The sequence below is a fragment of the Coprococcus phoceensis genome, assembly GCF_900104635.1.
In the GTDB taxonomy this organism is placed as follows: domain Bacteria; phylum Bacillota; class Clostridia; order Lachnospirales; family Lachnospiraceae; genus Faecalimonas; species Faecalimonas phoceensis.
The window spans coordinates 930135-954346 of record NZ_FNWC01000007.1 but is presented as its reverse complement, the minus strand read 5'-3'; the positions used below and the strand labels follow the sequence as shown (position 1 = coordinate 954346).

The 24212-nt window shown below is 36.5% G+C and carries 26 protein-coding genes; all 26 read left to right on the top strand.

The features are described from left to right. Positions 1-10 precede the first annotated feature (10 nt). Positions 11-514: a hypothetical protein gene (locus tag BQ5364_RS08310; protein WP_071143999.1), complete on the top strand. Its 504-nt coding sequence runs from the start codon at positions 11-13 to the stop codon at positions 512-514. A gap of 154 nt (positions 515-668) precedes the next feature. Next, positions 669-1382, top strand: coding sequence for a hypothetical protein (locus BQ5364_RS08305; protein WP_071143998.1), 714 nt, complete (start codon positions 669-671; stop codon positions 1380-1382). Between the two features lie 284 nt (positions 1383-1666). Further along, positions 1667-2776, top strand: coding sequence for a DNA polymerase III subunit beta (gene dnaN / locus BQ5364_RS08300; RefSeq protein ID WP_071143997.1), 1110 nt, complete (start codon positions 1667-1669; stop codon positions 2774-2776). A 28-nt stretch (positions 2777-2804) separates the two neighbouring features. After that, positions 2805-3098, top strand: coding sequence for a hypothetical protein (locus BQ5364_RS08295; protein WP_071143996.1), 294 nt, complete (start codon positions 2805-2807; stop codon positions 3096-3098). A 26-nt stretch (positions 3099-3124) separates the two neighbouring features. Beyond that, positions 3125-3466 (top strand): hypothetical protein, encoded by a 342-nt coding sequence (locus BQ5364_RS08290; protein WP_071143995.1) that lies wholly within the window; start codon positions 3125-3127, stop codon positions 3464-3466. After that, the gene (locus tag BQ5364_RS08285; RefSeq protein ID WP_071143994.1) at positions 3447-5522 is read left to right on the top strand and encodes a PcfJ domain-containing protein; all 2076 of its coding nucleotides are present in this window, start codon (positions 3447-3449) and stop codon (positions 5520-5522) included. The genes BQ5364_RS08290 and BQ5364_RS08285 overlap by 20 nt, the downstream gene beginning before the upstream one ends. An 87-nt stretch (positions 5523-5609) precedes the next feature. Continuing rightward, positions 5610-6584: a hypothetical protein gene (locus BQ5364_RS18030; protein ID WP_162493661.1), complete on the top strand. Its 975-nt coding sequence runs from the start codon at positions 5610-5612 to the stop codon at positions 6582-6584. After that, positions 6584-9577 carry a DEAD/DEAH box helicase gene (locus BQ5364_RS08275; protein ID WP_071143992.1) on the top strand — a complete coding sequence of 998 codons (2994 nt, stop codon included), beginning with the start codon at positions 6584-6586 and terminating at the stop codon, positions 9575-9577. Before BQ5364_RS18030 ends, BQ5364_RS08275 begins: the two co-directional genes overlap by 1 nt. 185 nt (positions 9578-9762) lie before the next feature. Then, positions 9763-9984 carry a helix-turn-helix domain-containing protein gene (locus tag BQ5364_RS08270; RefSeq protein WP_071143991.1) on the top strand — a complete coding sequence of 74 codons (222 nt, stop codon included), beginning with the start codon at positions 9763-9765 and terminating at the stop codon, positions 9982-9984. A gap of 111 nt (positions 9985-10095) precedes the next feature. Next, positions 10096-11328 carry a site-specific integrase gene (locus BQ5364_RS08265; protein WP_071143990.1) on the top strand — a complete coding sequence of 411 codons (1233 nt, stop codon included), beginning with the start codon at positions 10096-10098 and terminating at the stop codon, positions 11326-11328. Next, positions 11321-12673: a tyrosine-type recombinase/integrase gene (locus BQ5364_RS08260; protein WP_071143989.1), complete on the top strand. Its 1353-nt coding sequence runs from the start codon at positions 11321-11323 to the stop codon at positions 12671-12673. Before BQ5364_RS08265 ends, BQ5364_RS08260 begins: the two co-directional genes overlap by 8 nt. Before the next feature lie 379 nt (positions 12674-13052). After that, a complete protein-coding gene (locus BQ5364_RS08255; RefSeq protein WP_071143988.1) occupies positions 13053-14918 on the top strand; it encodes a TIGR03960 family B12-binding radical SAM protein in 1866 nt (621 codons plus the stop codon). Beyond that, positions 14884-15594, top strand: coding sequence for a TIGR03936 family radical SAM-associated protein (locus BQ5364_RS08250; RefSeq protein ID WP_004612613.1), 711 nt, complete (start codon positions 14884-14886; stop codon positions 15592-15594). Before BQ5364_RS08255 ends, BQ5364_RS08250 begins: the two co-directional genes overlap by 35 nt. Further along, complete coding sequence (locus BQ5364_RS08245) at positions 15594-16778, top strand: ribonuclease E/G (protein WP_004612612.1); 1185 nt, start codon at positions 15594-15596, stop codon at positions 16776-16778. The genes BQ5364_RS08250 and BQ5364_RS08245 overlap by 1 nt, the downstream gene beginning before the upstream one ends. Further along, positions 16775-17557 (top strand): hypothetical protein, encoded by a 783-nt coding sequence (locus BQ5364_RS08240; RefSeq protein ID WP_004612611.1) that lies wholly within the window; start codon positions 16775-16777, stop codon positions 17555-17557. Before BQ5364_RS08245 ends, BQ5364_RS08240 begins: the two co-directional genes overlap by 4 nt. A 13-nt stretch (positions 17558-17570) precedes the next feature. Beyond that, positions 17571-18053, top strand: a complete 483-nt coding sequence (gene ybaK, locus BQ5364_RS08235; protein ID WP_022251074.1) for a Cys-tRNA(Pro) deacylase — start codon at positions 17571-17573, stop codon at positions 18051-18053. Positions 18054-18164: 111 nt separating this feature from the next. Next, positions 18165-19484, top strand: coding sequence for an aspartate kinase (locus BQ5364_RS08230; protein ID WP_004612609.1), 1320 nt, complete (start codon positions 18165-18167; stop codon positions 19482-19484). Positions 19485-19501: 17 nt separating this feature from the next. Next, the gene (locus BQ5364_RS08225) at positions 19502-19921 is read left to right on the top strand and encodes a CBS domain-containing protein (protein ID WP_022251073.1); all 420 of its coding nucleotides are present in this window, start codon (positions 19502-19504) and stop codon (positions 19919-19921) included. Positions 19922-19959: 38 nt separating this feature from the next. Continuing rightward, the gene (locus BQ5364_RS08220) at positions 19960-20223 is read left to right on the top strand and encodes a hypothetical protein (protein WP_022251072.1); all 264 of its coding nucleotides are present in this window, start codon (positions 19960-19962) and stop codon (positions 20221-20223) included. Between the two features lie 130 nt (positions 20224-20353). Further along, positions 20354-20662, top strand: coding sequence for a 50S ribosomal protein L21 (rplU, locus tag BQ5364_RS08215; RefSeq protein WP_004612606.1), 309 nt, complete (start codon positions 20354-20356; stop codon positions 20660-20662). Between the two features lie 12 nt (positions 20663-20674). Then, entirely contained in the window at positions 20675-21007 is a 333-nt protein-coding gene (locus BQ5364_RS08210) for a ribosomal-processing cysteine protease Prp (RefSeq protein ID WP_004612605.1), read from the top strand. A 4-nt stretch (positions 21008-21011) separates the two neighbouring features. After that, positions 21012-21296, top strand: a complete 285-nt coding sequence (gene rpmA, locus BQ5364_RS08205) for a 50S ribosomal protein L27 (RefSeq protein WP_004612604.1) — start codon at positions 21012-21014, stop codon at positions 21294-21296. Between the two features lie 114 nt (positions 21297-21410). After that, positions 21411-22694, top strand: a complete 1284-nt coding sequence (gene obgE / locus BQ5364_RS08200) for a GTPase ObgE (protein WP_071143987.1) — start codon at positions 21411-21413, stop codon at positions 22692-22694. A 15-nt stretch (positions 22695-22709) separates the two neighbouring features. After that, positions 22710-23000, top strand: a complete 291-nt coding sequence (gene yhbY, locus BQ5364_RS08195) for a ribosome assembly RNA-binding protein YhbY (RefSeq protein WP_004612602.1) — start codon at positions 22710-22712, stop codon at positions 22998-23000. A gap of 23 nt (positions 23001-23023) precedes the next feature. After that, positions 23024-23656, top strand: a complete 633-nt coding sequence (gene nadD / locus BQ5364_RS08190) for a nicotinate-nucleotide adenylyltransferase (protein ID WP_044987140.1) — start codon at positions 23024-23026, stop codon at positions 23654-23656. Next, complete coding sequence (gene yqeK, locus BQ5364_RS08185; protein ID WP_004612600.1) at positions 23634-24212, top strand: bis(5'-nucleosyl)-tetraphosphatase (symmetrical) YqeK; 579 nt, start codon at positions 23634-23636, stop codon at positions 24210-24212. The genes nadD and yqeK overlap by 23 nt, the downstream gene beginning before the upstream one ends.

The window sequence follows — 24212 nt, the reverse complement described above, 5'->3', positions numbered from 1 at the left end:
AAGGAGAAACATGGAAAAAGAATATCAAATAGTAACAAAGAATATGCGGGATAAGGATTTCCAGAAATTAAAAAAGGGTCGAGGGAAAAACCAGTATGGCTGTTATGAGGAGAACCTGGAAGGAACATATACAGAGAGAGGGGTATACAGACTGTTTCGCAAATATGTTGATAAACAGGAATATCCGTCCTATCAGGGTTGGAAACAGGACATGCTGAAAATGGGGCTTTTACTAAAAAGTCCTAAAACAGAGCAGGCAGTAGAAAGAAAGGCTGAGCATATAGTGACAGAAACTTGTATTTCGGTAAAGACGATAGAAGATGCCTGTAAGCTTGTGAAACAAGCATATAAAGAACATTATTTGTGTTTGGGAGAACTTTTTCAAAACATAGAAATTCAAGGATTGAGCATTCAGGAAGTCGTGGAAGTATTTTCAGTTTTGTATCGTGAACTAGAAAATGACAGAGTCTGTCGTGTGAATGTGGAAGAAAACTTTTTCACATTTATACCATAGAAACTACTTAATGATCGTTGGGGTATGTCGGTGACATGCCCCTAAAAAGATATGATTAACGGCTAATTACGCAATAAAAAAGGCAATTTATACAAAGAACCTTGTAGTTTTACTGGGACATGATATGCTAAAAGAAAAAAGGGAGGGAAGACCAATGATAAAAATTGCAATAGTTTACCAGAAAGAAACTAAGCTTCTGGAGGATATCCGAAAGAAAATCCGAAAAGAAGCATATCAGTCAGATAACATATCTGCAATCTATGAATATTCTACGATAGAGGCTTTTCACAAAGCAAATGAACGAAGCCTTATGGACATTGTGTTTTTGGAAGATACGATAGATAATTGCGGATTGACAACCGCCAAATATATCAGAGAAACCGGACAAGAAACTTCTCTCTACTTTTTTGGAACATCCATAAACCGGGCTTTTTATGGCTATGAATATAAGGCGTCACATTATTTGACGGAAAAAGAACAGGTAGAAAGTTTAAATATCTATCAGCATTTTTTCGGAAAATATTTTTCAAAGAAAACGATTTTCTTGTTTGATCAGAACATGGATTCTGCATGGGCTATGTGTTTATCCGAAGTAGTGTATATTGATTTAAGAACCGGAGACATTTATACTGAAAGAGGCGAGAAAAAATCAGGTTATATACTGACAGAAAAAGCATTGGAAACAATACAAAAGAAGCCCACTTTTTTGAAGATTTCCGGAGAATATCTTATCAATCAGGATTTTATTATAGACGTGATTAAACCGATGATTTACCTATATCGGAATAAAAATATTCTATGTGTAGAAAAAGAACTGGATACACTTCAAGAGTTTCTTTGGAACATGGGACGAAAAGAAATATTATAAAAACTAAGAAAGCATCATACATGCAATATATAGAAAAAACAGATTGTAAAATACTATATATTGTGCTATTATGATGTTGAATATATTTTTACAAATGGAAAATTTGTAGTTAGTATTTCATTTTGGCAGAAGCCAAAAGTAGCATTTTGAGGAACATCCTAAGAAATATAAAGAGAGACATGAAAAATCGTATGGTTTTTTGTGTCTTTTTTTGTACGTAAAACGGAAAGGAGGAAAATTAAGTTTTTAGAAGCAAATATTACAGTTGTATGAAGGGAGAATTTATGAAGATTATTTGTAAAAAGACAGATTTAGCAAAAGCAGTTCAGACAGTATCAAAGGCAGTTCCGACAAAATCATCTACCTCTATTTTGGAGTGTATCCTGCTTCGAGCGGAAAAGGAAGAAATTACCCTCACCGGAAACAATTTGGAATTAGGAATTGAAACGGTGATGTCAGGAAATGTTGAAGAAGAGGGAAGCATTGCAATTCAGGCAAAAGTATTTGGCGAGATTGTACGAAAGCTTCCAGAGGGAGATGTCGTCATAGAGACTGGAGAAAAAGATCAAGCGACTGTGCGCTGTAAAAAAACGAAGTATAATCTTTCAGTAAAATCAGCATTAGAGTATACCTGTATACCAGATGTGGAATGGAAAAATCGTGTTATGATCTCAGAGTTTGAGTTAAAAGAAGCAATCAGACAAACGATTTTTTCAGTAGCAGATACTTCTTCTAAGAAGGCAATGACAGGAGAATTGTGGGAAATTAATGGAAAGGAGTTGAAAATTGTTGCATTGGACGGACACCGTATTTCACTCAGAAAAGTCAAACTGAAAAAGGAATACGAACCACAAAAGGTCATTGTTCCAGGAAAAAACCTTGCAGAAATGATTAAGATTATTGGCGGGGATCCAGAAAAGGAAGTTGCAGTTTATTTTACAGAGAACCATATTCAGTTTGAGATTGAAAATACAAGAGCAATCTCCCGGTTGATTGAGGGAGAATATTTAAAAGTGGAACAATTGTTATCAAAGGATTATGGAACAAAAATAAAAGTGCAGAAAAAAGAATTACAGGAATGTATTGACAGAGCAGGTTTATTGTTGAAGGACGATACGAAAAAGCCGATCATTCTAAATATTGAAGAAAACATTTTATCGTTAGAAGTAGCCTCAAACATGGGATCTATGAATGAAAGTATGTTCATTGTAAAAGAGGGAGAAAAATTACGAATTGGGTTTAATCCGAAATTTTTATTAGAGATGCTACGGGTGATTGATGATGAGGAAGTCTTTATGTATTTTACAAGTGCGAAAACCCCATGTACTGTAAGAGATGAAAAAGACAGTTATGTGTACCTAGTCCTTCCGGTCAACCTTAGTACCGCAGCATAAAGTGAGAAAAGAGGGTGAATAAAAGGGTATGGAAATTGTTCGAAACGGGCAGAAAATTCTGCTGACAGAATGGGAATTATTTCAGGCGTATGAAGAACAAAAATATTTGTACTTAAAGGAGAACGTCCTGGATAATATGGAAGACTATCTTCCCCAAAAGGTATATAGCAAATTGAAAGCAAATGAAGACTATAGGGAAAGATGTATCTCTTTATTCCAGAAATATTATGAGGACTATCGTATGGAATATGAATTGGCACTAAAAGAGGCGATACGCGATTCTGCAAAAGTGTTTCTTGATGCAGCAAAACGGAACTTGTAAAAGAAAGAAGGAAGGAATAGTAAAGGATGAAAAGAGAAAATTATATTATTACGGTAAAAAGCATCTATATACGTGATGCAGAGATATTCTGCCCAGAAGATATGACGGAACAGGAAATTTTGAGCTTAGACGATATAGATATTTTTCAGTCCTGCGAGTTTGAAAGATACTGGAAAAATGCAGAGGTTTCTGCTTACTTATGTCAGATGGCTTGTGCAGAAGAAGAATGTGAAAAAGAACTGCAGAAAATTGCAGAGCATTTTAAGATACCTGCCTGTTTTTTGGAAGCAATTCCTATGAAAAAAGGCTCTGGAGATGATGAATTTTATAATGATGGAGAGAAGGAAAATGAAGAAAGCATTACTTAAAAAGATACCGGTTGTAGAAGCCGGTATTAAGGATAAGCAATATATGGAACTTTGCAGACAAAACTATCTGCTGAAAGTACAAAAGGCTACGGTAGAGCATAAACGGACTTTAATTCTAAATCTTTATGATGCTGAAGACATCAAAAATGAGCAATACCTTCCGTTCTGTCGCATTTTCTTTTTCAGTGGAGACTTTATTACATATTTTATAAGAGAAAACCGTTGGTCTGTAAAACCGTTGGATATATTGGAAGCTAAAAAGGGAAACTTTATATCTCAGATTGCGATACGAACATGTAAGGAAAAAAAGAGTATTAAACAATTTTTTCATCGCGCAGATGATGCAGTAGACAGCATAGAGTTGATAGAAATAGAACAGTATAAAATAAAAGAAGAAAAGGCATTAGAAAGAAAAAAAAGAATGACAAAAGATATAGAGTATCTATTTCGCAGTGTGAAACCAGTGACTAGAAAATTTGAAAAATGGCTGGAACATGAGGTACTAAAAGAAAGTCAGTACATTTTCTATCAGTATTCTAGAAAAAAAATGATAGATTGCACATGTAGTCACTGTAAATCTGAGTATCAATTGGAGAAATCCATACCAAGGCATAACAAAGAATACATATGTCCTATTTGCAAACGGAAATCAATTTTTAAAGCAAACGGAAAGGCAGGATATTTTGTTGATCAAGCAGAAGCTGTTAAAATTGAAAAAGCATCAGATGGAATCATATTACGCCATTTTGAAGTAAGAAAATCTTATGCTGCACATGGTATGGGAAAATATACATTATCTCATCAAGAAGACTATCGGGCTGTATTTCACGAGAAATTTCGCTTTTATTACCCTGTGTATAGCTGTCTTGTTCATAAATATGTATGGAAAGAGAAATATATAGATCCTTATTTCTATTATAAATACCATATGAATTATACCATAAAGGTCTATCAGACGATAACTCAAATGCCCGGAATGGTGTATCCATATAATTTGAAAAATATTTTTAAAGGGACTCCATTTGAGTATTGCTCTTTAGATTATTTTGTTAAACATAATCGTTCTGTAGAATTCCCAGTTGTATATTATTTGAAGACATATTTAAAATTCCCATTGCTTGAACAATTGGTGAAGCAGAATATGTTTTATTTTGCTTTGGAATGTTTATATCACCTTCCAAGTGAGTGGAAAGAAACAAAAGAAACAAATATCAGGCATCTATTAGGAATAAATTCACGTTTTTGTTCTATTATGATCAAGTATAATATGGGAGCAAAGGAATTGGAAGTTTTGAAAAAAATGGAGAAACGAAACATCCATTTGTCTGAACAGGAGATTCTTGGGTATTGTAAAATCTTTGAGAGTAATAAAGATTTTTTGGAATTACATCAGTATGCATCTATTCGAAAAATTGTGAATTATTTGGGAAAACAGATTTCAAAAGATGTGAAAGGAAAGGCATATAAACTGTCCAGTGATGTATCTGGTATCAGTAGTGCTGAAATGAAATACTATCAGACATATATAAGAAGCTGGAAAGATTATATTGGATGGGCAGAAAAATTGGAATATGATCTGAAAAGCCGATACATTCTGTTTCCAAAAAATTTCAAAGATGTTCACGACAAGACTTTTCAGGAGTATCAAAAACTAGAAAATAAAATAGAAAGAAAAAAACAGGCAAAAGAAAGGCGAACAGTGAACAAACTTTTAAAGAAAGATATAAAATTACTGGATACACAAATTCAGGATAAAGACTATCTCTTAAAAGTTCCTGAGAATTATCAGGAAATCCAAAAAGAAGGAGAGACGTTAGGACATTGTGTAGGAAGCTATATCCCACATATTGCCAATCGGAAATGTGATGTGTATTTTATCCGGAAAAAAACAGATCCGGATACTCCTTTTTTTACTGTTGACTGGAGAGGAGGGAAGATTGTGCAATGTCAGGGGAAAGGGCGGATCCATTATCCGCAGGAAATGGTAGAATTTGTTTGCTATGCAGAAGAAAAATTAAGGTTTCTAAAGGGAGAAGAAGAGAAAAAGGCTGCGTAGGAACATGGGAATTTTAAGATAATAGCAACACAGGCAGAGGGATTAGAATATTCTTCTGCCTTTTCTTATAAAGAAAGGAGCAGAATTATGAATGATGTATTAAAAAAACTGCAACGTGTCAAAATCCAAAATAACACTAGACTTTCTATGGAAGATCAAAAATTTTGTGAGATACAGCAAAAATTATATGACAGTACCAGAAATCATTTTTTGAGTATGTTTGTAGATATGGAAACTCTGCATCAACAGGAACTGACCTTTTATGGGAGGATGCAGAAATATGCAGATAGGGTGTACCAACAGAACTTAATTAGCATGGATAAGAAGAAACAAACAGAAGTTATGGAAAAGGTACATAATCATTTTATTAAAACAATCATTTCTTTCTTTAATCGGAAATATGGTCTTGCTATACAGATACATTCGTATGAACGCTATATTTCCCTGCAAAATTCAGCAGAACCCGTATTATATAACCGGATTTCTTCTTTAACAGAAGAAGAGAAACAAATTTATCGGGAAGAAATGAAGAGGTGCCGTAAACAGAAAGAAAAAAATCTTTATGAAGTTTTATTTGCCAGAATTGATTATCCGCTTATTGTAGATGATATTTTTTCTTATCTTGGTGGTTTTAGTTTTCAAGAAAAGGTGGAACAGGAGATTAAAGAAAATGTGGAAGCAGGATTATCCTATGTAAAATATAATATACAAAGCAAAAAACTGACCATCAAAAATCTGGTCTACAGCAAAACAGATCTTTGGGGAGAATATGAAATTTGTCTGGATAATGAAAAATATAAGGCCGTTTTACGTGCATTGACATTTTTTGACTCTGGAAAAAAACAGTTTAACATTTATGATGGGTGGCTGGAAAGATTTGTAAGTTTTTCATACATCGGGAAAAAAGAAAAAGAAGGGATTTTTGATGAGCACCTCGCACTTGGTAAGAAAGTTGTCAAATTTAAGTATTTTAAAAATGGTAGATGGGATATCGTTTTTGACAGCGGCGTACATGCATTGTCTTTTGCAAAAGAGTACCTAGGCTATAAGGAGGTAATCTAATGGAAAAATACAAAAAAGATACGGAACTTCAAATACCAATAGAGCAAAGGCAAAAATTGAATGAAAAAATCTTGTATCTAGTGGAAAACCATGAAGCAGAACTATATGGGATCACACCAGAGGATATTTTTAATGTATACACGGGAAATGGTGGGCTACATGGACTGGACAGGAAGGACTTTCAAAATTTTCATGCTTATACAGAAGCGAAAAAAGAAATCGAGCAGGGACAATTTTTTACACCAGCGGAAGTATGTGAATTTCTTGTTTCCTGTGTCAAACCGGAAGCAGAGGATATTATTTATGATTTGACTTATGGAAAAGGAGATTTTTTTAATTATCTCCCTACAGAAAGTAATATCTATGGGACAGAACTTGATATGAAAGCAGTGAAGATTGCCCAGTACCTCTACCCAAAGGCAAATCTGCAATATGGCGATATCCGGCAGTATTCCCCTGTTTTAAGCGGAGATATTGTATTTGGAAATCCGCCTTTTCATTTGGAATGGGGAACAAAAGAAGCACCGGTATCTTCCCAAATGTATTATTGCAAAAAAGCATATCAGGTACTGAAAAACGGAGGCCTTTTGGTTTTGCTGGTTCCGGAAAGTTTCCTTTCAGATGATTTTTCAAATAAAGGGGATATTGAAGAAATCAATCAGATGTTTAATTTGATTGTACAATTTTCTTTGCCAGCAGATGTATTCAAAGAGTATGGTGTGACATCTTTTCGGACAAAAGCCATGATCTTACAGAAAAAGAGTCAATATGTAACAGAAAGACCTTACACCACAAAGAAGGAGGTTCTGAAACATCCCCAAGAAATTTATCAAACTTATGTGTTACCGGTTCTTCAGGAACGGAGAAAAAATGCTGCAAATATTTATTTTGAATGCCAGAATACAGACTTAGAGGGAAGGCAGAAACAGGCATTTCAAGAAAAAACAGTGAAACTGTTGTTTGATATCAAAAGAAATCGAAAGATTACTCATAAAGCGGGACAGGCAGAGGGAATTTTGCAAGAGTACCTGAAACAAACAAAACCAGAGGAACTATCCTGGCAGGAGTGGGAAAAAATCAAGATACAGCCGGAAGATGTTTTACGGAAATTAAAGGAAATTTTATCTTCTGCGAATAAGACTTACAGGAATGAAACTCGGATTGTAAAGACAAATTATAGATTTAAAGTAAAGGATTATCGCGAAAATGGAAGTGATGTAGAGTTAGGTTCTATCCATTCGTTTGTTTTAACAAAAGCGGAAGTTCCAGGATTTGAAAAATTTTTGAAAAAGAAACGACAGAACTTTGAACTACAGGAAATACCATTAAAAAAAATAAAACAGGATCAGAAAATTGCAGAATATCTGGAAAAGTGGCATGTAAAAAGCCAGATGACAGGAGAAGTCAAATATCTAAATCCTATACAGAAACAAGAAGTGAATAAACTGTTGCAGAAACGATATGCCGCCCTACAGTTTTCTATGGGAACCGGAAAAAGCCTTTGTACGCTGGTGATGGCACAGTACAGAATAAAATATAGCGCTGTTCGGAATGTGTTTATTGTTAGCACAGCTCTGGCAATCAATAATACATGGGAAGAAATACTGACAGACTATCAGATTGATTTTTACCGTATCCGAAAAAGAAAAGATATCAAAAGGGTGCAGAAAGGGCAGATTGTACTTTTGACAGTCAACTTACTGACAGACTTAAAAAGAGAGATGAAAAAACTGGTCCGTATCCGTTGTCAGAAGGTCATGTTGATTTTCGATGAAAGCGATACAATCAGCAATGGAAGTTCCAAGAGGACAAAAGCAATGCTTTCTGTCTTCCGAAAGTGCAGATATAAAGTGCTGGCGACTGGAACAATGACGCGAAACAATGTTGTAGAAGCTGCTCCACAATTAGAGCTGCTTTATAATAATTCGATTCATTATCTGGCAAAAAATGAGTGGATTTTCCGATTCAGGAATGGACAGATGGAAAAATATGCGAACCCTTTTTTTAATCAACCATTTCCTGCCTATAAAAAGGGCTATGAACTATTTTCTTTCTCTTATTTGCCAAAGAAGATTACGGTGTTTGGCCTTGAAAAGGCAAACCAAGACATTTATAATTCCTCATTTTTAGATGAATTATTAGAAAAAACCGTAATAACAAAAAATTTTGAGGAAGTAGTTGGTAGAAAAATTTATAAAATTTATCAAGGAACTTGCTCTTTTAATCAGACAGAAAAGGAAGTCTATCTGACTGCCATAAAAGAATTTGATAAAATCCGCAGGAAATACTTTATGGCTTGTAAAAACGCAAGAAAAGATGCTATGTTTCGGATTTTACAACAATTGATGTTGCTTCTGAAAATATGTGCAGATCCCTCTCTTGCATACGAATATAACAGTAATGAACCGCCTACAAAAGTTAAAAAAGCAATCCATCTTTTGCAGATGTGGGAAAAAGAAAGAGTTGCCATTGGAGTTCGCAAGATAGAAGTAGCGGAGTCCTATTACCACTATTTAAAACAGGCATTTCCGAAAAGACCAATTTTTATGATCACAGGAAAGAAAAATCCTTGTAAACAGCGGCAGCGGATTGTGGAAGAACTGAGAAAGACAGAGAATGGAATTTTGCTTTCTACACAGCAAAGCTTATCAGAGTCCATGAATATTGATGATGTGGATAAAATTATTTTGCCGGAACTTCACTATAACCATGCAGCTATGGAACAATATTATTTTCGGTTTATTCGTTATACATCTCAGAATTTTAAACAAGTGGTATTTTTGATTTACGAAAATTCTATTGAAGTGAATCTGCTAAAAATGATATTGGCAAAGGAGAAAATTAATTTGTTCATGAAAAATCAATTGATAGCGAGCGGAGAATTATATGAAAAATTCGGTATCAACCCTCAGATATTTTCTCTTTTAATGACAACTGGTGTAGATCAGGAAGGAAAACTTCAAATTCAATGGGGTGAGCAGAAAATCCGTTAGAATCGTTATTTTACTATTTGTAAACTCTTAAAAGCGGGAACAGAGAAAGGGTTATTTAACTATTTTTAGGTTTTAATAAATTCAATTCAGATTACAAATCTTACAGAAAGAATTCATGTCGTCTAAATGTATCTAAAATAAAATCCAATTATTTACAAGTAACTAAAATCAGAAAATTAAATTAAATGAGAAGCTTAGGAGGTGAGCATATAGGTACACATTCAGAAGAAAAACGTGTATACGAAGTAGAAGATATTCAGGAAATCTTAAATATTGGACGTACAAAAGCCTATGCTTTTATACAAGAGGTGTATGTAAAACAAAAACCATTCAAAGTTATAAAAATTGGAAATATTTATCGTATTCCAAAGTCTTCATTCGACCATTGGTTAGATGAAGGAAACTAAACCATGTTTACAAACATAGATGCAGGTATTGACACACACAAATCAATTATGTTACGGTGCTTTATGGCAAAAGAAAGCATATAAGCACCTACCAAATAGGAGGTACTTTATATGGAAAAATCAATGACTAATAAAGGAGCTGTATTTTATGAAAATGGCACATGGAGTTTTCTGACAAAGACAGTTAACTGTAATACCTATACAATAGAATATGAGAAAAAAACAGGATTTTGCTCTGTCGAAGAGGCAAAGCAGGCACAAGAGCAAGAAAATGAACGATATCAAAAACAGATGAAACGAATTAAAAGTTTAACAAATATGAGATATACGTTCTTTGAATATTTAGATTACTGGTGTCAAAAAATTTTTCTTCCTAATGCAGACAGTTCTATAAAAGTGGGGTATTCATGGACGATTTATAAAATCATTATTCCAAATACACCGAAGGATATTTTAATAGGCATGGTATCTTCCGATTATCTAAATGAAATTTTAGAGAATTGTAAAGACTATTGTAAAAGTGCAGGGCGAATGATAAACAAAGTATTTAATGTAGCCTTGAAAGATGCTCTTGATGATGGCTATCTTGAGACCAATCCGTTGCTAGATATGAAAAAGTATTATTGGGACGTTCCTGCAATGGTTGTATATTCTAAAAAGCAGATACGGACATTGCTTCAAGCGGCGTATGAATACCATTCTGTTTATTTAGAGATTTTACTGGCTTTGTTTGTAGGTTTACGCAAGGGTGAAATTTTAGGGTTAAAATATTCGGATTTTAATTCGGAAAATCAAACGGTTAAAGTAGAACGGCAGGTTACGAGAGACTATGAAATTGTTGTAAAAGGGAATTTATCTTATAAGGTATTATCTTCAAAGCAATCTGTAAAACCGCCAAAATCATTATGTAGTTATCGGACACTGCGTATCCATAACATTATTTTTCAAGAATTAGAAATTCGAAAAAAGGAAAATATGCAGTTGTTTGAAAAACTTGGAGAAGCTGAACCAAAATGGAGAGATTTTATCTGTATTGGACCAAAAGGAAATATAAAAGGAGAAACTACCTGTAACGCTGCTTTAGAGCGTATGTGTGAAAGAAACTCACTTCCCAAAATCGGTATGCATGATTTGCGTCATATATTTGCAACAATTTTAATTGAGCAAGGAATGCAGTTGGAAGAAATTTCTAAAATAATGGGGCATAAAAGCATTGCAACAACCTTTGAAATTTATTGTGGCATTATTGAAGCGAAAGGGAAAATTTCAGCATTGATTGATTCCTCATTTGATCCAATTAATGCCGCTTCCAAATCTGCTGCGGGAGAGTGTGCACATGAATAAAAAGCCAATTATAAAACCTGATGTTAAAGAAAGTTTTCAATATGGTGATATTGTTTCATGGAAATTTAGAGATACAATTACTCCTGTAAGAGGAAAATTTGCATACCGTTTTTCTCTGACGTTTTCCACTGAAATTGTAATTCCTATGCAAAAAGGTGGATATAGTACGAAAACAGAAGCGCTGAAAGCAAAGGAATTTGCGATTGCTGAGTTGCATTCAAAAAGGTTTATTCCTTTTGAATACACGCTAAAGGAATTTTTTGACTACTGGCTATATTATTACATGATTGATGAAAGAAAGATATCCTATCATACATTTTGTAGTTATCGCAATGTAATCTACAATTACTTTTTAAAAACATGGGATCCAAACAGCAAAATTACAGATATCGAGCGTAACGATATTAAAAAAGGGCTGGATTCTATTGAAAAAGTGAGTGTTTTGCGTTTATCCTATACTGTTTTGAAAGGTGCTTTTACATACGCAAAAAACCATCAGATGATACGAATAAATCCTGCTCTAACTGCAATTCGTATGAAAAAAAAGGCTGTGAAAAAAGCTTATAATCAAGCGTTAAGAGAAGGCACTATAAAACATCAAAAAAAGGAGTATCCCATTCTTTCCATTCCGCAAATTTCATTATTGCTGTTAAAATGTAAAGAAACCAGAACAGAAATGTATATACCATTACTTTTGACGTTAACAACCGGTCTTCGAATATCTGAAGTGATTGCAATCAAATTCTCGGATATTGATTGGTGGGAAGGGGAATTACATGTCAGACGACAGTTAGGGAGAACAACTTCAAATGATGGTGAGGCAGACAACCGATTATGTACACAAGAGGTGAAAACAAAATCTCATTCAGGAGAACGTGATATTCCTTTAGGCGATTTTGTTATAGATGAATTGATTGTGGCACGCCATAAGTATGAAACAGTGCAGAAATCCAATCCCCAATTTCAGGATCTGGACTTTGTATGTTTTAGAGAAAACGGTTTGCCCTATAACAGGGGTAGTTTGGGGAAATCTTTTAAAGAACTGTTGGCAGATTGCAATTTGCCCAAAATGCGATGGCATGATTTGAGGCATACATACGCAACTGTTTTAAAGAAAAATGATATTAGTTTGAAAGCGATATCTGTCTGTATGGGACATAATGGAACAGGGGTTACAAAGGATGTTTATATCAATCTTCCTGAAGAAATATATGACTGTGAGAAGGTGATTGGCAATTTTATAATAGATATTCTGCCTCAAACAGATTTTGTATTCGACATTCAGATATCTGAGAAAGATTTGCTTGAACTCCTTCCGCAAAAAGTATATAATACGGTGGGTTAACATGCTGTTTCAGAATGTTTTTTGCTGCTTCATATCAAATAATATCATATTCTCATATAAGGTGTTAAATGATAGAAAAAGCAGGACAAAATTTTTAAGAATTTAATTGCAAAATAAGTGATTTATAGTATTGAATTATGTTATGCAGTGCTATGTATTTTATGCAAGACCATGAAAATGGTGTATAATTATGCATAGTGCTGCACAGTAGAAAAAAAGTAAATTTGTTACGCAAGGGCAAAAATCAGGTGAAAAACAGCATTTTTCATACTGAAAAGCGTCCCTGAAAATCATAAAAAAACAGCTATTTTTCGTGAAAATCGAAAAAGAAAAGAAGATTACTTTTTTGTATATATTAAACAAAAACGAAAGGAGAAATATGAGAAAACTAGCTTTAAATGATGAAATATTACTAAAAATCGAGAAGCCGGCCCGGTATATCGGGAACGAAGTGAACTCGGTGATGAAAAACAAAAATGAGGTGGATATCCGTTTCGCCATGTGCTTTCCGGACGTCTATGAAATCGGTATGTCCCATCTTGGAATTCAGATATTATACGATATGTTCAACCACAGAGCGGATGTATGGTGTGAACGTGTCTATTCTCCATGGACGGATTTGGACGAGATTATGAGAAAACAGAATATCCCATTGTTTGCATTAGAGTCTCAGGATCCTATCAAAGAATTTGATTTTCTTGGGATTACAATTCAATATGAGATGTGTTACACGAACATTTTACAGGTGCTTGACTTAAGCCAGATTCCACTGTTTGCAAAAGATCGTGGAAATGATGATCCGATTGTCATTGGCGGTGGTCCGTGTACATACAATCCGGAGCCTTTAGCAGACTTTTTTGATATTTTCTATATCGGGGAAGGCGAGACCGTTTACAATGAACTGTTGGACGCTTATAAGGAGTGGAAAGCTTCCGGCGCACCTAGAAAAGAGTTTTTGGAGCGTGCAGCAGAGATTCCGGGACTTTATGTGCCGGCTTTTTATGATGTGACTTACAATGAAGATGGAACAATTGCATCTTTTGAGCCGAACAACGTACATGCAAAACGTACGATTGAAAAACAGATGGTGCTGGATATCACAAATACTTACTATCCGGAGAAACCGGTCGTGCCATTTATCAAAGTGACACAGGACCGTGTTGTACTGGAGATTCAAAGAGGTTGTATTCGCGGATGTCGTTTCTGTCAGGCGGGTATGCTTTATCGCCCGACGCGTGAACGAGATTTGGAGAGACTAAAAAAATATGCGTATCAGATGCTAAAAAGCACTGGACATGAGGAGATTTCTTTGAGTTCATTAAGCTCCAGTGATTATTCACAGCTCCAGGGAATTGTAAATTTTCTGATTGATGAATTTAAGGGAAAAGGGATTAACGTATCACTTCCATCGCTTCGTATCGATGCCTTTTCGCTGGATGTTATGAGTAAAGTACAGGATGTTCGAAAGAGCAGTCTGACATTTGCACCGGAAGCAGGATCTCAAAGATTACGCGATGTTATCAATAAAGGGCTCACCGAGGAGATTATCTTAGAAGGTGCCGGACAGGCATTTGAGGGCGGATGGACTCGTGTAAAATTATACTTTATGCTCGGACTGCCAACCGAGACGGAAGAAGATATGAAGGAAATTGCTCATCTCGCAGAAAAAGTAGCAAGACGCTATTACGAAATTCCGAAAGATCAAAGAAATGGAAAATGTCAGATTGTGGCAAGTACTTCATTCTTTATTCCGAAGCCATTCACTCCATTTCAGTGGGCAAAAATGTGCAACAAGGAAGATTACATTCAAAAAGCACATATCGTAAATAACGAGATGAAAGCACAACTCAATAAAAAAAGCTTGAAATATAACTGGCATGAAGCGGATGTCACAGTTCTGGAAGGAGTATTTGCCCGTGGAGACAGGCGTGTCGGCAAAGCACTTTTGGAGGCGTACCGACTTGGTTGTCTATATGATTCCTGGAGTGAACATTTCCGGAATGACCTTTGGCTTCAGGCATTTGAAAATACGGGAGTAGATATCGCTTTCTATAATTTGAGAGAGCGTGATCTGGATGAAATCCTGCCGTGGGATTTTATCAATATCGGAGTGACAAAGAAATTCCTGCAACGTGAATGGAAAAATGCATTGGAAGGAAAGGTTACACCAAACTGCCGGATGCAGTGTTCCGGATGTGGCGCGGCAATCTATGGAGGAGGTGTTTGTTTTGAAGGCAAGAATTAAATTTCGTAAATATGGGGTGATGAAATTCATCGGACATTTGGATATTATGCGTTTCTTTCAAAAAGTAATGCGCCGTGCGGATATTCCGATTGCGTTTACAGGTGGATACAGCCCACATATGATCATGTCCTTTGCCAATCCGCTCGGGGTTGGTTTGACAAGCGACGGAGAATATTTTGATATTGAACTTACAGAGCCGATTGACTTTGATGCGGCTGTTGAACGGATGAATGCAACGATGGTAGAAGGCATTGAGGTGGTCAATATGGTAGAGATTTCTGATGATAAAAAGCGTACAGGAATGTCCATTGTGGCGGCAGCAGATTATTTGTCCTTTGCAAAAAATCATGCTTTTCCGGATGACTGGAAGGAAAAAGCAGACATCTTTTTGGATCAACCGCAGATTATGATTGTGAAAAAGACGAAGAAGAGTGAAAAGGAAGTGGATATCAAACCGATGATCTATCAGTTTGAAGCGAGAGATGAAGAAATCTACATGCAGGTTGCCACAGGAAGTGTGGAAAATCTGAAACCGGAACTTGTTATGCAGGCATTTTCGCAATTTTTAGGATTGAATGCGGAAGAAATCACATTTGTACATCACCGTCTTGAAGTGTACGCAAATATCGGAACAGAGGATAACCGAGAACTAGTGAGTCTCGATCAGGTGTCATAATGGAGCGGAAATTAATCATTACAAGATGGAAAGAACAGGTCCTGACTTCGCTTCTGGAAAATGGAGAAATTGTAGAGTTCCATTGTTCTCCGAATGAGACGAAAGAACAGGCAGTGCTTGGAAATATTTATGTTGGAAAAGTAAAAAATATTGTTCCGAATATCGGTGCGGCTTTCGTGGAAGTTGCCAAAGGTGTAGAATGCTATTATGCCCTTGATGAGAATGAAACGCCGATCTTCACTCAGAAAATTGGGAAAAAACCACTTTGCATCGGTGATGAATTGCTTGTTCAAGTCTCAAAGGAGGCGGTCAAGACAAAAGTACCTACCGTCAGCGGGAAACTTAGTTTTACAGGGAAATATGCAGTTTTGACAACCGGAGATACCAGAATCGGAATTTCGTCAAAGCTTCCAAAAGAATCGAGAGAACATTTTCAGAAACTGGCAGCTTCTTATCAATCAGATGCATATGGCTTTATCATTCGTACAAATGCAAAAGATGTAGCGGAAGAAGTGCTGAAAGCTGAACTTGAACAATTAATTCAAGAGTATAAAGAACTCGTAAAAATTGCAGGGACGCGTGTATGCTATTCCTGTTTAAAAAAGGCGCCGAAGCAATATTTGAGCGAGCTGAAAAATATTTACCAGGACGGTTTGAAAGAAATTGTGATAGAAGATCCAATACTTTACGAAGAGACCATCGCTTATCTGAAAATGTATCAACCGGAAGATCTGGGAAAAGTACATCGTTATGAAGATACTCTGCTTCCTTTAGATAAGCTGCATAATATTGAACGGAAGCTGGAAGACGCACTAAAAGAACGCGTGTGGTTAAAGTCGGGAGCTTATCTTGTCATACAGCCGACGGAGGCATTGACTGTGATCGATGTAAACACCGGGAAATGTATCAGCAAGAAAAGAGATGAACGGACCTACTTAAAAATTAACATAGAAGCGGCGAAAGAAGTGGCAAAACAAATACGTCTTCGCAATCTTTCTGGAATCATTTTGGTGGACTTTATTAATCTTTCCGGAAAAGAGCTGATGGCTGAGCTGGTCGATGTATTTCAAAAGGAACTTCGGAAAGATCCGATTTCTACTACACTTGTGGATATCACGAAGCTGCAGCTTGTGGAAGTGACACGGAAAAAGGTAAGAAAACCGTTAAAAGAGGCGATAAGATGAAAAAGAGATTAAAAGATGTTTGGAAACCGATGTTGATTGTTGCTTTTTTATTTATTCTGGGCAGTTTCCTTCCAAATGGGAAACAGATTTTATTTTATATGGCAGCAGTCTGCCTGATACTGCTGATATGTTTTCTTGCGGCAATGTTTTTGCTCGACCGCTATCATAAGTCGAAAACTCCGTACATGTCAGACTATCTGAAGACCTGCGATGCGAAAAAATTTTTAGAGCAGTGTGAACAGTTGGAAAGAAAGAAAAAGGCAGATACAGACAGCTATTATGCTCTCGTGCAAGATCTAATCAGCGCATATCTTGTCAATGGAGATTTTGCTTCTGCGAGGAAATGGCTTGCTTACATGGAGAGCAAACAAAAGCTTGCAGGCAAATATAAAGAGAATGTAAAAAATCTGGGAGTTCTGTGTGCAGTGATGGAAAATGATTATCCAAGAGCAGCACGATTGATAGAAGATATGCGTGATATGGTTCGAAAAAAACCGAAAAATAAGCATCTCAGACAAAAACTTGCCAATGCTGTTCTTGTATTAGACGCAAGGACAGGCGAACAGAAAGTTGCAAAAGAATATTATGAGAAGCTTTTTACAAAAGGAACCAGAAATCTTTCTGAAAAAATATGGTGCAAATATCATTTACTTGCAGCTTATGAGCTTGAACAAAATGAGGACAAAATAAAAGAATGTCTGGTGTATTTGGATCAGCATGGAAATAACACTTATATGGCGAAGATTGCAAGAGAGAAACGTAAGAGCATGGATATTTAAGGAGGGGATAACCTTGTCTAAAAAGGAAACAAAAACAAATGCAATGCGGATTTTGGAAAGAATGAAAATTCCATATGAAATGCGGACTTATGAATGTGACGAATTTACAGACGGTATTCATGTCGCGGATCTTCTTGGAATTTCATATGAAACAATGTATAAAACACTTGTGACAGTTGGAAAAAGTAAAGCATATTATGTTTTTGTCATTCCGATTGCCGAAGAAATTGACTTTAAAAAGGCTGCAAAATCTGTTGGAGAGAAATCGCTTGAGATGCTGCCTTTAAAAGAACTCACTGCTGTGACAGGATATGTGCGAGGTGGATGCACCTCCATTGGGATGAAGAAAAAATTTAAGACAATCATTCAGGAGGACGCACAGAAGTTAGACAAAATCATTGTAAGCGGTGGGAAAATCGGCCTGCAACTCATACTGCTTCCGGAAGATTTAAAACGAGCTGCCGATGCAGAATATGCAGATATTATCCACAGATGATCTTAAAAAATGTAAAAGAATGTAAAAAAGCATTGTTTTTTGTAAAGATAGATTGTAATATACAAACAGCAGAATAATTATGCAAGATAAGACAGATGGAGGAGTGCGAAGATGAAAAAAGTAGTAAAATTTGGCGGAAGCTCACTTGCGAGTGCAGAGCAGTTTAAAAAAGTGGGAAATATTATCCGTGCAGAAGAAAGTAGAAGGTATGTCATTCCATCAGCGCCAGGAAAACGATTTTCAGACGATGTAAAAGTGACAGATATGTTATATAAATGTTACGGAGCAGCTGTGAAAGGGAAAAAATTCACAGATTTACTGAAAGATATTCAGGAGCGATACAATGAGATCATTGAAGGATTAGGGTTGACGCTTTCACTTGAAAAAGAGTTTGAGATAATCCGTGATAACTTTGCAAAAAAAGCAGGCAGAGATTACGCTGCTTCACGTGGAGAATATTTGAATGGGATTATCATGGCAAACTATCTTGGATATGAATTCATTGATGCGGCAGAAGTTATTTTCTTTGATGAAGAAGGAAAATTTGATGCAGATAAGACAGATGAAATCCTGTCAGAACGTTTAAATAAAGCCGAACGTGCAGTAATTCCAGGATTTTATGGTTCTTTACCGGACGGGACAATCAAAACATTCTCAAGGGGTGGTTCGGACGTGACCGGTTCGATTGTTGCGAAAGCGGCAAAAGTAGATCTTTACGAGAACTGGACAGATGTGTCCGGTTTTCTGATTGCAGATCCGAGAATTATCTCGAATCCGAAGTCTATCGAAGCAATTACATATAAAGAATTAAGAGAGTTATCTTATATGGGAGCTACCGTTCTTCATGAGGATGCTATTTTCCCTGTTCGAAAAGAAGGAATTCCAATCAACATCCGCAACACAAATGCACCGGAGGATAAAGGTACGTTGATTGTTGAAGCTACTTGCAGACATCCAAAATACACGATTACCGGAATTGCCGGAAAGCAAGGATTTGCTTCTATCACAATCGAGAAGGCAATGATGAACTCAGAAGTTGGATTTGGAAGAAAAGTGCTTCAGGTATTTGAAGATAATCATATTTCATTCGAGCACATGCCATCCGGCATTGATACGATGACAGTTTTTGTACATCAGTCGGAATTTGAAGAGACAGAACAGAAAGTACTTGCCGGAATTCATCATGCAGTACAGCCAGACTCCATCGAATTGGAATCAGATCTTGCATTGATTGCTGTTGTTGGTCGGGGAATGCGTGCTACAAGAGGTACAGCAGGCCGTATTTTCTCTGCACTTGCGCATGCAAATGTAAATGTAAAGATGATTGATCAGGGTTCCAGCGAATTGAATATTGTAATTGGTGTGCGCAATCATGATTTCGAAAATGCGATTAAAGCAATTTACGATATTTTTGTGACAGCAAAACTCTAGTTGGAAAGGTGAATGATATGAATATCATGTTTTTCTTAAAACCTAAAAGTGAGGTTGCCCATATCTATGATGACGATACGGTCAGACAAGTTCTGGAACGTATGGAATATCACAGATATTCGTGTATCCCAATGCTCAACAGACAGGGGAAATATGTTGGGAGCATTACGGAAGGCGATTTACTTTGGTGGCTCAAAGGAAATCACAATCTAAATTTAAAACTTGCAGAGATGGTTTCCATACAGGAAGTTGGAAGACGCCTTGACTACAAACCGGTTCGAGCAGAAGCAAAAATGGAAGACCTAATGGAAAAAGCAATGGAACAGAATTTTGTTCCTGTAGTTGATGATCAGGGAAATTTTTCCGGAATTATCACGCGAAAAGATATTATCGGTTATTTCTATGACAAATTAGTAGTTTCCGATAAAGAAAAATAAAATTTTCAAAACAATATTTTGAAGGATTAGGAGAAAAAATGACAAGTATTCTGATTTTAGCAGTTATATGTATACTTATAGGTTTGTATGCAATCATAAAGGGAGATATGCCTTTGATTCGGAAAAAGGATATTAGAGATGTAAAAATGTACGCCAGAATCAATGGCGCTGCCGGCATTGCATTAGGAATCTTTTTCATCAGTTACTATTTTTTACAGTTCAGTCCTGTAAAGTTGTTTATCGGTTTATTTGTAATCTATGGAATTACGGTACTAGCTGAACTTTTTACAAAATCTGTCTAAAATAGTATAAAAAATAGTTGACGCCTATAAAGTCACATGTTATAATACAACGGTATGCCGCACAATGAGGTTTGCAAGTTCTGCAATGCAGACACCGTAATTGGCGAGTAATGATAATAGGAGGTGCCATATGTACGCAATTATAGCAACAGGTGGTAAACAGTACAAAGTAGCCGAAGGCGATATCATTAAAGTAGAAAAACTTGGTGTAGAAGCTGGAGAAACTTTTACATTTGACCAGGTACTTGCAGTTAGCGATTCTGAATTAAAAGTTGGAAATCCAACAGTAGAAGGTGCTACAGTTACAGCTTCTGTAATTGGAGACGGAAAAGCAAAAAAAGTAATCGTTTACAAGTATAAAAGAAAAACTGGATACCATAAGAAAAACGGTCACAGACAGCAGTACACAGCTGTTAAGATTGAAAAAATCAATGCTTAATCTGGTGTCGGAATGATTAGGGTAACCATTTATAAAAACGAAAAACATGAATGTGTTGGTTTTAAGGCGTTGGGTCATGCAGGTTACAGTGAGAATGGTCAGGATGTTGTCTGTGCAGCTGTTTCTGTGCTGACAATCAATACTGTGAATGCAATTGAGATTTTTACTCAGAATGAAGCCTCACTTGTATCTGATGATGAGCAGGGCTTAATCGATTATAGAATATCGGGAAGACCTACTAAAGAGACGACGCTGTTGTTGAAAGCTATGATTCTTGGTTTAGAGGAGATGGCTGATGACGAGAATTACGAGAAATATATCGATTTAACATTTGAGGAGGTGTAAGACCATGATGAAATTAAACCTTCAATTTTTCGCTCATAAAAAAGGAGTTGGTTCTACAAAGAACGGTAGAGACTCTGAATCTAAGAGATTAGGTGCGAAAAGAGCTGACGGACAATTTGTAAAAGCTGGAAATATCCTTTACAGACAACGTGGAACTAAGATTCACCCAGGTACTAACGTAGGACGTGGTGGAGACGATACTTTATTCGCTTTAGTTGACGGTGTTGTAAGATTCGAAAGAAAAGGAAGAGATAAGAAACAAGTTTCTATCTATCCAGTAGCTGAATAAGAATTTTACGAATTATAAAAGATTAGGCTTCAAATCTTATTGGTTTGAAGCCTTGTTTTTTTCCATCGGTTTATATTATAATAAAAACAATGTATAGAAAAGTAGGTGAGAAAGATGTTTGCAGACAGAGCAAAAATATATATCCGCTCAGGAAAAGGCGGAGATGGTCATGTCAGTTTTCGACGTGAACTATATGTACCAAACGGCGGTCCGGATGGTGGTGACGGAGGACGCGGCGGAGATGTTATCTTTGAAGTGGATGAAGGATTGAATACCCTTGCTGATTACCGACATAAAAGGAAATTTGCGGCAAAGGACGGCGAGCAGGGCGGAAAAAGACGCTGCCACGGGAAAGATGCAGAAGATATCATTTTGAAAGTTCCTGAAGGAACTGTGGTGAAAGAAGCGGAATCCGGGAAAGTTATCGCAGATATGTCAGGTGAGAACCGCAGACAGGTCATCTTAAAGGGTGGAAAAGGAGGTCTTGGTAACCAACATTTTGCAACTTCTACCATGCAGATTCCAAAGTATGCGCAGCCAGGACAGCCAGCTCAGGAATTGAACGTACAATTAGAGTTGAAAGTGATTGCAGATGTTGGGCTTGTCGGATTTCCGAATGTTGGGAAATCAACCTTTTTATCCCGTGTTACAAATGCAAATCCAAAGATTGCCAATTACCATTTTACAACATTAAATCCAAATCTCGGAGTTGTAGATTTAGGAGATGGGGAAAGTTTTGTTATAGCTGATATTCCCGGACTGATTGAAGGGGCTTCAGAAGGTGTTGGACTTGGACACGAATTTTTACGCCATATCGAGCGTACAAAGATGATGATTCACGTAGTGGATGCTGCATCGTCAGAGGGACGTGATCCGGTTGATGACATTTATAAGATTAATGAAGAATTAGAAGCATATAATCCTGAGATTGCAAAACGGCCTCAAGTCATTGCAGCAAATAAGACAGATTTGATATACTCAGAGGACGAAGATCCAGTTGAGCGTATCCGGGCAGAATTTGAACCAAAGGGAGTAAAGGTATTCGCAATTTCCGGGGTATCCGGCGCAGGAATCAAAGAGCTTTTGTATTATGTAAATGATCAGTTGAAACAATTAGAACAGGCTCCGATTACTTTCGAACAGGAATACTTCCCAGAAGAGGAACTCATTCATATTGATCTGCCATATACGGTTGAAAAAGAAGATGGCATGTATGTAGTGGAAGGGCCTAAGATTGAAAAGATGCTTGGATACACAAATTTAGACTCAGAAAAAGGATTTGCATTCTTCCAAAAATTCCTAAAAGATACAGGAATACTAGATGAATTGGAAGCTGCAGGAATTGAAGAAGGCGATACAGTGCGCATGTACGGGTTGCAATTCGATTATTATAAATAAGAGAGGAGGAAAATTATGACATCAAAACAGAGAGCGTATTTGAAAAGTCTTGCAATGGTTATGGATCCGATTTTTCAGGTTGGAAAATCAAGCATGACGCCAGAACTTACCAATGCAATTGCAGAAGCGTTGACAGCCAGAGAATTAATTAAAATCAATGTACTTCAAAACTGTGCCGATGATCCGAAAGAAATTGCACAGATCTTGGCAGAACGTACCCGCTCCCAGGTTGTTCAGGTAATAGGCAAAAAGATTGTGTTATACAAAGAAGGAAAAGATGATAAGAAGAAAATCGTACTTCCTTAGTGAATCATGAAAGAGGAAATAATATGAAGATTGGAATTATGGGGGGGACATTCGACCCCATTCATAATGGACACTTGATGCTTGGAAATTATGCATATAAACTTTTTCGACTCGATCAGGTATGGTTCCTGCCAAACGGAAATCCACCGCATAAGTCGAGTGCTGCCATTGAGTCCATGACTGTGAATCGGGTAGAGATGGTGCAAAAAGCAATTCAGCCATATGCGTATTTTCGTCTGGAAAAATATGAAGTAGAAGGAAAAGAGATTTCCTATTCCTATCAGACGATGCAGTACTTTCAAGACCGATATCCGGAACATGAATTCTATTTTATTATTGGTGCAGATTCTTTATTTTCTATTGAAAAATGGGTACATCCGGAGAAATTGCTGAGAACCTGTATCCTTTTAGCGGCATATCGCAATGGCAAAGGAACACAGGAGATGCTAAGTCAGATTCATTATTTAGCAAGAAAATATGAATGTGATATCCGTCTTATGAATACTCCGGATTTGGAGGTTTCTTCCAGTGATATTCGAAAAAGAATCAAAGAAGGACTTCCAATCAGCGAATTTGTACCAGAGGCAGTTGAAAAGTATATTGCAGAAAAACATTTATTTGAGGAAGAACAAAATGAAGCAGTTGACAATACGTAAAATAAAGGAAGAAGTAAAGATGCATTTGGATCAGAATCGGTATGAGCATACGCTTGGTGTTATGTATACTGCAGGCGCACTTGCGATGCGGTATGGGGCTGATTTGGAAGATACTATGATCGCGGGGCTTTTACATGATTGTGCGAAATGTATTCCATCTGCTCAAAAAATAGAATTGTGTAAAAAATATAATTTAAACATTTCTGAGGCAGAGCAGAAAAACCCTGGACTTTTACATGCAAAATTAGGAGCATATTTGGCAAAAGAGATATATCAGATAGAGAATACAGAAATTCTTGATGCGATTTCCTGCCATACAACCGGTCGCCCACATATGACACTGCTGGACAAGATTATTTATATTGCGGATTATATTGAGCCAGGAAGATGCGAGGCGCCTGATTTGCAGGAGATTCGACGTTTGGCATTTACAGATATCGATGAGTGTCTTTATACGATTCTTCATGCCTCATTAGAGTATTTGAAGAGCAAAAGTGAAGTGATTGATCCACTGACAGAACAGACTTATCTGTACTACAATGAAAGGAGAATTTAA

Bases quoted from the DNA above. Each gene is read 5' to 3' on its own strand.
- BQ5364_RS08265 (WP_071143990.1), top strand. From the start codon at position 10,096: ATGGAAAAATCAATGACTAATAAAGGAGCTGTATTTTATGAAAATGGC.
- rpmA (WP_004612604.1), top strand. From the start codon at position 21,012: ATGATGAAATTAAACCTTCAATTTTTCGCTCATAAAAAAGGAGTTGGT.
- BQ5364_RS08240 (WP_004612611.1), top strand. From the start codon at position 16,775: ATGAAAAAGAGATTAAAAGATGTTTGGAAACCGATGTTGATTGTTGCT.
- BQ5364_RS08225 (WP_022251073.1), top strand. From the start codon at position 19,502: ATGAATATCATGTTTTTCTTAAAACCTAAAAGTGAGGTTGCCCATATC.
- BQ5364_RS08305 (WP_071143998.1), top strand. From the start codon at position 669: ATGATAAAAATTGCAATAGTTTACCAGAAAGAAACTAAGCTTCTGGAG.
- BQ5364_RS08295 (WP_071143996.1), top strand. From the start codon at position 2,805: ATGGAAATTGTTCGAAACGGGCAGAAAATTCTGCTGACAGAATGGGAA.
- BQ5364_RS08250 (WP_004612613.1), top strand. From the start codon at position 14,884: ATGGAGGAGGTGTTTGTTTTGAAGGCAAGAATTAAATTTCGTAAATAT.
- BQ5364_RS08245 (WP_004612612.1), top strand. From the start codon at position 15,594: ATGGAGCGGAAATTAATCATTACAAGATGGAAAGAACAGGTCCTGACT.
- BQ5364_RS08290 (WP_071143995.1), top strand. From the start codon at position 3,125: ATGAAAAGAGAAAATTATATTATTACGGTAAAAAGCATCTATATACGT.
- BQ5364_RS08310 (WP_071143999.1), top strand. From the start codon at position 11: ATGGAAAAAGAATATCAAATAGTAACAAAGAATATGCGGGATAAGGAT.
- BQ5364_RS08275 (WP_071143992.1), top strand. From the start codon at position 6,584: ATGGAAAAATACAAAAAAGATACGGAACTTCAAATACCAATAGAGCAA.
- BQ5364_RS08260 (WP_071143989.1), top strand. From the start codon at position 11,321: ATGAATAAAAAGCCAATTATAAAACCTGATGTTAAAGAAAGTTTTCAA.
- BQ5364_RS18030 (WP_162493661.1), top strand. From the start codon at position 5,610: ATGAATGATGTATTAAAAAAACTGCAACGTGTCAAAATCCAAAATAAC.
- BQ5364_RS08210 (WP_004612605.1), top strand. From the start codon at position 20,675: ATGATTAGGGTAACCATTTATAAAAACGAAAAACATGAATGTGTTGGT.
- BQ5364_RS08285 (WP_071143994.1), top strand. From the start codon at position 3,447: ATGAAGAAAGCATTACTTAAAAAGATACCGGTTGTAGAAGCCGGTATT.
- BQ5364_RS08230 (WP_004612609.1), top strand. From the start codon at position 18,165: ATGAAAAAAGTAGTAAAATTTGGCGGAAGCTCACTTGCGAGTGCAGAG.
- BQ5364_RS08255 (WP_071143988.1), top strand. From the start codon at position 13,053: ATGAGAAAACTAGCTTTAAATGATGAAATATTACTAAAAATCGAGAAG.
- yqeK (WP_004612600.1), top strand. From the start codon at position 23,634: ATGAAGCAGTTGACAATACGTAAAATAAAGGAAGAAGTAAAGATGCAT.
- BQ5364_RS08270 (WP_071143991.1), top strand. From the start codon at position 9,763: ATGAGAAGCTTAGGAGGTGAGCATATAGGTACACATTCAGAAGAAAAA.
- rplU (WP_004612606.1), top strand. From the start codon at position 20,354: ATGTACGCAATTATAGCAACAGGTGGTAAACAGTACAAAGTAGCCGAA.
- dnaN (WP_071143997.1), top strand. From the start codon at position 1,667: ATGAAGATTATTTGTAAAAAGACAGATTTAGCAAAAGCAGTTCAGACA.
- yhbY (WP_004612602.1), top strand. From the start codon at position 22,710: ATGACATCAAAACAGAGAGCGTATTTGAAAAGTCTTGCAATGGTTATG.
- obgE (WP_071143987.1), top strand. From the start codon at position 21,411: ATGTTTGCAGACAGAGCAAAAATATATATCCGCTCAGGAAAAGGCGGA.
- BQ5364_RS08220 (WP_022251072.1), top strand. From the start codon at position 19,960: ATGACAAGTATTCTGATTTTAGCAGTTATATGTATACTTATAGGTTTG.
- nadD (WP_044987140.1), top strand. From the start codon at position 23,024: ATGAAGATTGGAATTATGGGGGGGACATTCGACCCCATTCATAATGGA.